Genomic DNA, 7,791 nt, shown 5'->3' with positions numbered 1-7,791 from the left:
TCGGACTCCGCCGCCACGGAAGCCGACGGCTCGGTCGTCCTCGGCGGCCCCGCGCCCTCTCCCCTGCGCCGCTACGGATGCACGGAGGAGGTCCGGAACCGGCCCGCGGGTACGCCGCCGCCGCAGAGCGAGGTGACGGAGAGCGCCGGGTAGCGATCCGCGAGGGCCCCCTGGTGACGTTCCGCCACCACGCTCGTTGGCAGTCCGCGTGTACCGCACGCACGGAGCGGGCCAAGGGGGTTGGCGATGATCGGTACTTCACGGCAGGCGATCTGGGAGTTCTTCGGCACGGAACTCGAACGGCGCCGGGAGGACGCGGGACTCACCCAGGTGGAACTGGGCGCGCTCGTCTTCATCTCGGGCGCGTACATCGGCCAGTTCGAGCAGGCGATCCGGAAACCCCAGCTGGACATCGCCCAGCGCATCGACAAGGCCCTGGGGACGGACGGCATCTTCGAGCGCCTGTGCCGGAAGCTGATCAACGACCGCCGGTACGCGGATTACTTCGTGGAGGTCGTGGAGCTGGAGCGGCTCGCCACGCGTATCTGCGAGTTCGCGCCGACGGCGATCCCGGGCCTGCTCCAGACGCCGGACTACGCCCGCGCGGTGACCCTCGCGGCCAACCCGTTCGTCACGGACGAGTACGTGCAGGACATCGTCACGGCGCGAGTGGAACGGGCGCACATCCTCAAGGACGCGACACGGCCGGAGTACTGGGTCATCCTGCACGAGAACGTACTGCGCATTCCGGTCGGCGGCGACGAGGTGATGGCCCGCCAACTGGACCACATCGCGGGCCTGATGAAAGAGCGGGTGGGGTGGGTGACGGTGCTCCCCTACGCGGCGGCAGCGCACGCATCGATGAGCGGCATGCTCCAGCTCATGGACTTCGAGGACGCCCCTCCGGTCGCCTACACGGAGACGTCGTTCTCGGGGACGTTGATGGACGATCCGGCTGTGGTGAAGCGGACACAGCGCGCATACGATCTGCTGAGGGTCGCCGCGCTGTCACCAGAGGCGTCCCTGGCCCTGATCGAGTCGATGGCTGAGGACTACAGACGATGCGCGAGTGCGACCTGATCAACGCCAACTGGTTCAAGAGCAGTTACAGCAACGGCGAGGGCGGCGAATGTGTGGAGGTCACGTACGACTTCCTGCGCGACGCGAGCTGGTTCAAGAGCAGCTACAGCAACGGCGAGGGCGGCGACTGCGTCGAGGTCACCCACGACTTCATCGGCTCCACCCGCTGGCGTAAGAGCACGCACAGCAACGGCGAGGGCGGCAGTTGCGTCGAGGTCGCCGACGGCTTCCCCGGTGTCGTGCCCGTCCGTGACAGCAAGACGGCCGACGGTCCCGCGCTGGTGATCGGGGCGGCGGCGTGGACGGAGTTCGTCGGCGCCGTGGGGTCCGCCCGCTTCTAGCCGACGGCGCCGCCCGCGCTCCGCCGGAACGCGGCACCGCGCCGGTGCCCCGATTCCCTCTCACACCGACCCCAAAGCCCCTATGCGGAACCGATCGTGCACACCCACGCGTCTACGGGGGCGTGCAGCGTCAAGGGGACTTCGGCGGCAGCGCCGCCATCCGCATCCGTGCGGCAGGCGGCATCCTCCTCCTCGCCCACCTCGCCTACGTCGCCTGGCTGATGCTGCGACCTCTGGACGTGCCGTGGGTGACGCCGCCCAACCTGCGTCCCCTCGCCGGCATCCGGGCCGACCTGGCCCTGGGGTGGCCGGCCGCGGTGAAGCCGCTGGGCGAGGGGATCGCCCTGCTGGCCCCGCTCGGTGTGCTGCTGCCGATGGCCCACGGGCGGCTCACCGTCTCGCCGCTCGCCTCCCTGCTCCGCACCGCCGCCGCGGCCGCTCTCGTCTCCCTCGGCATAGCCCTGTTGCAGACCGGGGTCCCCGGCCGGGTCGTGGACGTCGACTCACTGCTGTTGAACACGTCCGGCGTGATCCTGGCCCATCTGCTCGTCGTACCCGCGGCGCGGGCGCGTCTGCGCAGGTGGGGGCGGTTGCGCGAGCAAGCGGACGCCGAGCCGGCGACCGTCCAGGAGGAGCTTCCTCAGGGGCGAACCCCGAGGATTCCCAGGGTCGGAATCGCTCCTTAGAGTGACGCTTCGTCCGCTTCACACCCGTATCGTCGAAGTCAGTTGGAACGACCCGATCGACGACCACGGAGGACAGCGACATGACCGCCCTTGCCCGCCCCACCCACGGCCGCATGATCGGCGGAGTGTGCGCGGCCCTCGCCCGCCGCTTCGGCACCTCGGCCACCACGATGCGGGTGATCTTCCTGCTGTCCTGCCTCCTGCCGGGCCCTCAGTTCCTGCTCTACATAGCCCTGTGGATCCTGCTGCCGTCCGAGGACAAGGTCCACGCCACCAGCTGGTGACCCACACGCCGCCGGGGCGCCCCGGTCGGTTCCGGAGCGCCCCGGCGTGTTGTACGGACGGTGTCGTACGGGCCGTGCCGTACGGGCGATGGCGTCAGCCGAGCGGAAGACCGTTCAGGCCCATGCCGTGCGTGGGCAGACCGGTCTTGCCCACCGGCAGGCCGCCGAGCAGCCCCGCGACGGGCGCGGTCGGCCCCTGGGCGAGCACCTTCCGCACGGCCGGCTGCGCGGCGGCCACTCCGGTGCCCAGGGCGTTCTGCCCCTGGGAGACCGCCTCGACGGTTCCCGGCAGCGCCTTGGTGACGTTCTCGGCCGGCAGCGACGTGGCCACGCTGTCCAGGGCCTGCGAGGTGGCGGGGGCCGCCTGGGCGGCGCCCGCGCCGACGGCGGCGATGGCGGCACCGAGGGCGGCGACACCGAGGGACTTGGCGGCAGACTGCTTCATGGTGAATGCGTCCTTGAATGCGGAGACGGAGAGGCAGATCGCAAACGATCCGAGCGGTCCACGACCGTAGACACGATATGCCGCACCCCGCAAACACCGAAATGCGGACACGGTGTGAGAACGCGTCCGCATGTCGAATCGAGAAAGGCGGTGAGCTACGCCTCGAATCCCGCGGAACCGCTGGTCGGAGCGGTCTGCTGAAACAGCCATTCGGATTTCAGCTCGGCGTATCCGGGCTTGATGACGTCATTGATCATCGCAAGCCGTTCATCGAAAGGAATGAACGCTGATTTCATCGCATTGACGGAGAACCATTGGATGTCGTCGAGCGTGTAACCGAACGCGTCGACAAGGTGCTCGAATTCCTGGCTCATGGTGGTGTGCGACATCAAGCGGTTGTCGGTGTTCACCGTGGCCCGGAAGAACAGCCGGCGCAGCAGCCCGATCGGATGCTCGGCGTACGAGGGCGCGGCCCCCGTCTGGAGGTTGGAGCTGGGGCACAGTTCCAGCGGGATCCGCTTGTCCCGGACGTACGACGCGAGCCGGCCGAGCCGCACCGACCCGTCCGGGCGGACCTCGATGTCGTCGATGATCCGCACCCCGTGCCCGAGCCGGTCGGCGCCGCACCACTGGAGCGCCTGCCAGATGGACGGCAGCCCGAAGGCCTCTCCGGCGTGGATGGTGAAGTGGTTGTTCTCGCGCTTGAGGTACTCGAAGGCGTCCAGGTGCCGGGTGGGCGGGTGGCCGGCCTCGGCGCCGGCGATGTCGAAGCCGACGACACCCGAGTCCCGGTAGCGGTTGGCGAGTTCGGCGATCTCCAGTGAGCGGGCCGCGTGCCGCATGGCGGTCAGCAGGGCGCCGACCCGGATGCGGTGCCCGTTCTCGCGGGCCAGCCGCTCCCCCTCGCGGAAGCCCTCGTTGACGGCCTCCACCACCTCTTCCAGGGTCAGCCCCCGCTCCAGGTGCTGCTCGGGTGCGTAGCGGACCTCGGCGTAGACGACGCCGTCCTCGGCGAGGTCCTCGGCGCACTCCCGGGCGACCCGGACCAGGGCGTCGCGGGTCTGCATCACGCCGACGGTGTGCCGGAAGGTCTCCAGGTACCGCTCCAGCGAGCCGGAGTCGGCCGCCTCGCGGAACCAGATGCCCAGCTTGTCGGGGTCGGTCTCGGGCAGCTCCGGGTACCCGGTCGCGTGGGCGAGTGCGACGACGGTGCCCGGCCGGAGCCCGCCGTCGAGATGATCGTGCAGCAGAACCTTGGGTGCCCGGCGGATCTGGTCCGGCGTCGGAACCGGCGCCGGGAGGTTCGCCGGGACGGTCCCCTTCGGTGCAATCTGGCTCGTCATTTCCGCACTGTAACGCCTACGCGCGTAGAAAGCGCCCGGTCCTCACCCGGACGAGGCCGGACGTTTTCCGTCTCCTTTACGCCGATACGCAAAGGTGACCGCACGTACGGGTTTTGGACACCGCGCCTTCTGACACTGTTCTGCCATGGGACAGCAAAGGACGCCGGTCCGCACGGCCGGGCTGGGCAGGGTGTTCGGGGCGGAGCCGGCCTCGGTGTGCGGGGCGGTGCTGCTGCTGCCCGGTGGGGAGGAGGTCTCGACGCGCAGGCGGTCCCCGGTGTGGGCGTCGGCGTTCGTCCGGTCCTTGGGGCGCCGGTTCGCCCGGGAGGGGCGGGCGGAGGGCGTGGCCGTGCACACCGTCCGCTACCGCTGCCGGGGCTGGAACGGCAGCGAGGCCCAGCCGGCCGCCGACGCCCAGTGGGCGGCCGACGAGGTCGTGCGGCGGTACGGGGACGTTCCCGTGTGCCTGGTCGGCGTCGACGTGGGCGGCCGGGCGGCGCTGCGGGCGGGTGGCCACGAGGCGGTCAACTCGGTGGTGGCGCTGGCGCCCTGGCTGCCCGAGGAGGACGTGGCCGCGCCCGCCGAGCCGGTGAAGCAACTGGTGGGGCGGCGGGTGCTGATCGTGCACGGCACCAATGACCGGCGCACCGAACCGGAGTTGTCGTTCCGGCTGGCGGAGCGGGCGAAGAAGGTGAACCGGGAGGTGTGCCGGTTCGAGGTGCACTCCGACGGGCACCGGCTGCTCGGCCACCGGGACGAAGTCGTCTGTCTCGCCGCCGACTTCGTGCGCGGCGCGCTGTTCGGGCACCCGGTCTCCCGGCCGGTCGAGGACGCGTTGGCCGCGCCGCCGCCGATCGGGCTGCGGATGCCGTTGGCCGCCGGGTTCGGCAGGTCGCTCAGGCACTGAGGCGGGCCGGTTCAGGGCAGCAGGTTGCCCCGCCTCGACAGCAGGAACTTCTTGAAGGCGGCCACCGGTGGGGTGTCCGGGCGGCCGGCCGGCCAGGCGACGCCGATCTCGCGCACGGCCCGGGGCGCGGTGACCGTCAGCTCCACCACTCCGGGCCTGGGCACCGTGGGCGGGGGCAGCAGGGCGACCCCGAGGCCGGCCGCGACCAGGCCCCGCAGCGTCTCCGTCTCCTCCCCCTCGAAGGCGATCCGGGGCGCGAACCCGGCCTCGCGGCACAGGGCGTCCGTGATGCGGCGCAGGCCGTAGCCGGGTTCCAGGGTGACGAAGTTCTCCTCGGCCGCCTCGGCCAGCCGGATGCGGCGGCGGACCGCGAGCGGGTGGTCGGCGGGCACGACCAGGCGGAGCTTCTGCTCGTCCAGCCGGCGGGCGACCAGGTCGGGGGCGTCCGGGACGGGGGAGGTCAGGCACAGGTCGAGGCGGCCGGCGCGCAGTCCCTCCAGCATGGCCTCGCCGTAGTTCTGGACCAGGCTGAAGCGGATGCGGGGGTGCTCGGCGCGGAAGGCGTGCAGCAGGCCGGGCACGGTCTCGGCGCCCATGGTGTGCAGAAAGCCGAAGGCGACCTTGCCGGTGGCCGGGTCGGCGTCCGCGCGGACCTCCTCGGCGGCGCGTTCCACCTCGGCGAGGGCGCGTTCGACGGAGGCGAGGAAGGCGCGGCCCGCGGTGGTGAGGACGAGGGTGCGGCCGCGGCGGGCGAACAGGTCGACGCCCAGGTCCTCCTCCAGCCGGGCGATGGCGCGGGAGAGGGTGGACTGGGGGACGTTCATCTCCTGGGCGGCGCGGGTGACGTGCTCGGTGCGGGCCACGCCGGCGAAGTAGGCGAGACGGGGCGCGAGCAACATCGCCATGTCTTCTGTGTCACCGGACGGTGACAGGCGACCTTGTGACCTCTGCTGATGCACCATGGGATCGATTATGGCGATTCCATGCATTGGACGGATGTAAGGAGCGTCCTTACGGTCGAGGCATGTCTCCCGCCAGTACCGGGGCGTCCACGACCGTGGACGCCGACGCGCCCGTCACCGCCACCGAGTCCCTCCCCGCCGCGGGGACCGCCGATACCCGGATGACCCCGGGCGGCCCCGGCTACCGGCGGATGAGCTTCGCCCTCTTCCTCGCCGGGGTCGCGACCTTCGCCCTGCTGTACTCCACCCAGGCCTTGCTGCCGCTGATCTCCGACGACCTCGGGGTCGCGGCGGGCGAGGCGAGCTGGACCGTGGCGGCCGCGACCGGTGGTCTCGCGCTGTTCGTGCTGCCGATGAGCGCGCTGTCGGAACGTTTCGGCCGTCGTACGGTCATGACCGGGTCGCTGACGGTCGCGGTGATCGTCGGCCTGCTGGTCCCCTTCGCCCCGTCGATCGGCGCGCTGGTGGCGCTGCGCGCGGTGCAGGGCGCGGCGCTGGCCGGGCTGCCCGCGTCGGCGCAGGCGTACCTGGCCGAGGAGGTGCGGCCGCGGGCGCTGGTCACGGCGATCGGCCTGTTCGTGGCAGGCAACAGCGTCGGCGGCATGAGCGGCCGGGTGATCACCGGCTGGGTGGCGCAGGTGTGGGGCTGGCGGGTCTCGGTCGGCGTGATCGGGGTGGTCGCGGTCGGGTGCGCGGTGGCGTTCCGGCTGCTGCTGCCCGCGCCCCGGCACTTCACGGCGGGCTCGCTGCGCCCCCGCGTCCTGCTCGGCACGGTCCGCGACCACCTCCGCGACCCGCTGCTGCGCCGCCTGTACGCGATCGGCGCGCTGTTCATGACGGTGTTCGGCGGTGTGTACACGGTGATCGGCTACCGGCTGACGGGCGCTCCGTTCGGGCTGCCGCAGGGCATCATCGGGTCGATCTTCCTGGTCTACCTGGTGGGCACGGTCTCGGCGTCCACCGCGGGCCGTCTGGTGGGCCGGGTCGGCCGCCGGGGCGCGCTCTACCTGGCGGGCGGCACGACCGCGGCGGGTCTGCTGCTGTCCCTGGCCGGGTCCCTCCCGCTGGTGCTGCTCGGTCTGGTGCTGATCACGGCGGGCTTCTTCGCCGGGCACGCGGTCGCCTCCTCGGCGGTGAGCAAGACCGCCACCCACGGCCGTGCCCAGGCCTCGGCGCTCTACCAGTCGGCCTACTACATCGGCTCCAGCGTCGGCAGCACGGTCGGGGCCGTGGCCTTCCACTCCGACGGCTGGTCCGGCACGGTGGGCGTCGGTCTCCTCGCGATCCTCGGGGTCGTCACCCTCACCGTCCTCGGCTCGCGGGCGGCGCGGGTGGCGGCGCGGCGGGAGCCGGCCGCGGCGTGATCCGCGAGGCCTCGCGTCCCCCTGGTCGGGGCCGGTTGTCAGTGGGCGCGGATAGCGTCCGCGGGACGACTGGGCCATCGACGCAGGGGGTTTGCCGTATGGAGTTCCGGATCGCGCGCGGGGAGCTGGCGGAGGCGGTGGGCGGGGCGGCGCGGAGGAGGGCGGCGACGGCGAGGGGGACGGGGGCGAGAACGGCCCGGGGGCGGAATCCCGTGCGGCGGCGGCCTGCGGGCTCCATCGCGTGCGCGGGAAGCGGAGGCCGCGGATCGATCCGGGGGTGCTCGCCTTCTACGCCGAGCGCTTCCCGGACCACCGGAGGGGCATCGGATCTGGATGCCCCCGCGTGGCCGTGGACCACTGGGTGCTGTGGTCCAGCGAC

9 protein-coding genes and 1 pseudogene are annotated in these 7,791 nt (G+C 71.9%); 7 read left to right on the top strand and 3 right to left on the bottom strand.

Going from position 1 to position 7,791, the window contains the following annotated elements; genetic code table 11:
* Nucleotides 1-246: 246 nt before the first annotated feature.
* The 5 genes and pseudogenes from FRZ03_RS38275 to FRZ03_RS38260 all read left to right on the top strand — a co-directional run bounded on the left by FRZ03_RS38275 (nt 247) and on the right by FRZ03_RS38260 (nt 2,391).
* Nucleotides 247-1,080: a helix-turn-helix domain-containing protein gene (locus FRZ03_RS38275; protein WP_146469759.1), complete on the top strand. Its 834-nt coding sequence runs from the start codon at nt 247-249 to the stop codon at nt 1,078-1,080.
* Nucleotides 1,062-1,142: pseudogene (locus FRZ03_RS41390) on the top strand (DUF397 domain-containing protein); the annotation flags it as partial. The gene FRZ03_RS38275 and the pseudogene FRZ03_RS41390, both read left to right, overlap by 19 nt.
* The gene (locus tag FRZ03_RS38270; RefSeq protein ID WP_398662278.1) at nt 1,134-1,421 is read left to right on the top strand and encodes a DUF397 domain-containing protein; all 288 of its coding nucleotides are present in this window, start codon (nt 1,134-1,136) and stop codon (nt 1,419-1,421) included. The pseudogene FRZ03_RS41390 and the gene FRZ03_RS38270, both read left to right, overlap by 9 nt.
* Before the next feature lie 122 nt (nt 1,422-1,543).
* Complete coding sequence (locus FRZ03_RS38265; RefSeq protein WP_146469757.1) at nt 1,544-2,107, top strand: VanZ family protein; 564 nt, start codon at nt 1,544-1,546, stop codon at nt 2,105-2,107.
* Between the two features lie 80 nt (nt 2,108-2,187).
* Nucleotides 2,188-2,391 carry a PspC domain-containing protein gene (locus FRZ03_RS38260; protein WP_146469756.1) on the top strand — a complete coding sequence of 68 codons (204 nt, stop codon included), beginning with the start codon at nt 2,188-2,190 and terminating at the stop codon, nt 2,389-2,391.
* Nucleotides 2,392-2,485: 94 nt separating this feature from the next.
* On the opposite strand, the gene FRZ03_RS38255 is transcribed toward FRZ03_RS38260, so the two are convergent.
* Together FRZ03_RS38255 and FRZ03_RS38250 are read right to left on the bottom strand one after the other, a co-directional pair.
* Entirely contained in the window at nt 2,486-2,836 is a 351-nt protein-coding gene (locus tag FRZ03_RS38255) for an ATP-binding protein (RefSeq protein WP_146469755.1), read from the bottom strand.
* Between the two features lie 155 nt (nt 2,837-2,991).
* The gene (locus FRZ03_RS38250; protein WP_146469754.1) at nt 2,992-4,179 is read right to left on the bottom strand and encodes an adenosine deaminase; all 1,188 of its coding nucleotides are present in this window, start codon (nt 4,177-4,179) and stop codon (nt 2,992-2,994) included.
* A gap of 145 nt (nt 4,180-4,324) precedes the next feature.
* Between FRZ03_RS38250 and FRZ03_RS38245 the strand changes: the two genes are divergently transcribed.
* Nucleotides 4,325-5,086: an alpha/beta fold hydrolase gene (locus FRZ03_RS38245; RefSeq protein WP_146469753.1), complete on the top strand. Its 762-nt coding sequence runs from the start codon at nt 4,325-4,327 to the stop codon at nt 5,084-5,086.
* Between the two features lie 11 nt (nt 5,087-5,097).
* Here FRZ03_RS38245 and FRZ03_RS38240 read toward each other — a convergent pair whose 3' ends face one another.
* Nucleotides 5,098-6,048 carry a LysR family transcriptional regulator gene (locus FRZ03_RS38240; protein ID WP_146469752.1) on the bottom strand — a complete coding sequence of 317 codons (951 nt, stop codon included), beginning with the start codon at nt 6,046-6,048 and terminating at the stop codon, nt 5,098-5,100.
* Between the two features lie 62 nt (nt 6,049-6,110).
* Here FRZ03_RS38240 and FRZ03_RS38235 point away from each other — a divergent pair, with 62 nt between their 5' ends.
* Nucleotides 6,111-7,412 carry an MFS transporter gene (locus FRZ03_RS38235; protein ID WP_146469751.1) on the top strand — a complete coding sequence of 434 codons (1,302 nt, stop codon included), beginning with the start codon at nt 6,111-6,113 and terminating at the stop codon, nt 7,410-7,412.
* Nucleotides 7,413-7,791 lie beyond the last annotated feature (379 nt).

Origin of the sequence: Streptomyces misionensis (genome assembly GCF_007896895.1) — a bacterium.
Classification (GTDB): Bacteria; Actinomycetota; Actinomycetes; order Streptomycetales; family Streptomycetaceae; genus Streptomyces; species Streptomyces misionensis_A.
This window is presented reverse-complemented; position numbering and strand designations above follow the sequence as displayed.

Excerpts from the sequence above, each read along its gene's own strand:
- FRZ03_RS38240 (WP_146469752.1), bottom strand. The coding sequence starts at position 6,048 with ATGGTGCATCAGCAGAGGTCACAAGGTCGCCTGTCACCGTCCGGTGAC.
- FRZ03_RS38235 (WP_146469751.1), top strand. The coding sequence starts at position 6,111 with ATGTCTCCCGCCAGTACCGGGGCGTCCACGACCGTGGACGCCGACGCG.
- FRZ03_RS38255 (WP_146469755.1), bottom strand. The coding sequence starts at position 2,836 with ATGAAGCAGTCTGCCGCCAAGTCCCTCGGTGTCGCCGCCCTCGGTGCC.
- FRZ03_RS38245 (WP_146469753.1), top strand. The coding sequence starts at position 4,325 with ATGGGACAGCAAAGGACGCCGGTCCGCACGGCCGGGCTGGGCAGGGTG.
- FRZ03_RS38250 (WP_146469754.1), bottom strand. The coding sequence starts at position 4,179 with ATGACGAGCCAGATTGCACCGAAGGGGACCGTCCCGGCGAACCTCCCG.
- FRZ03_RS38275 (WP_146469759.1), top strand. The coding sequence starts at position 247 with ATGATCGGTACTTCACGGCAGGCGATCTGGGAGTTCTTCGGCACGGAA.
- FRZ03_RS38260 (WP_146469756.1), top strand. The coding sequence starts at position 2,188 with ATGACCGCCCTTGCCCGCCCCACCCACGGCCGCATGATCGGCGGAGTG.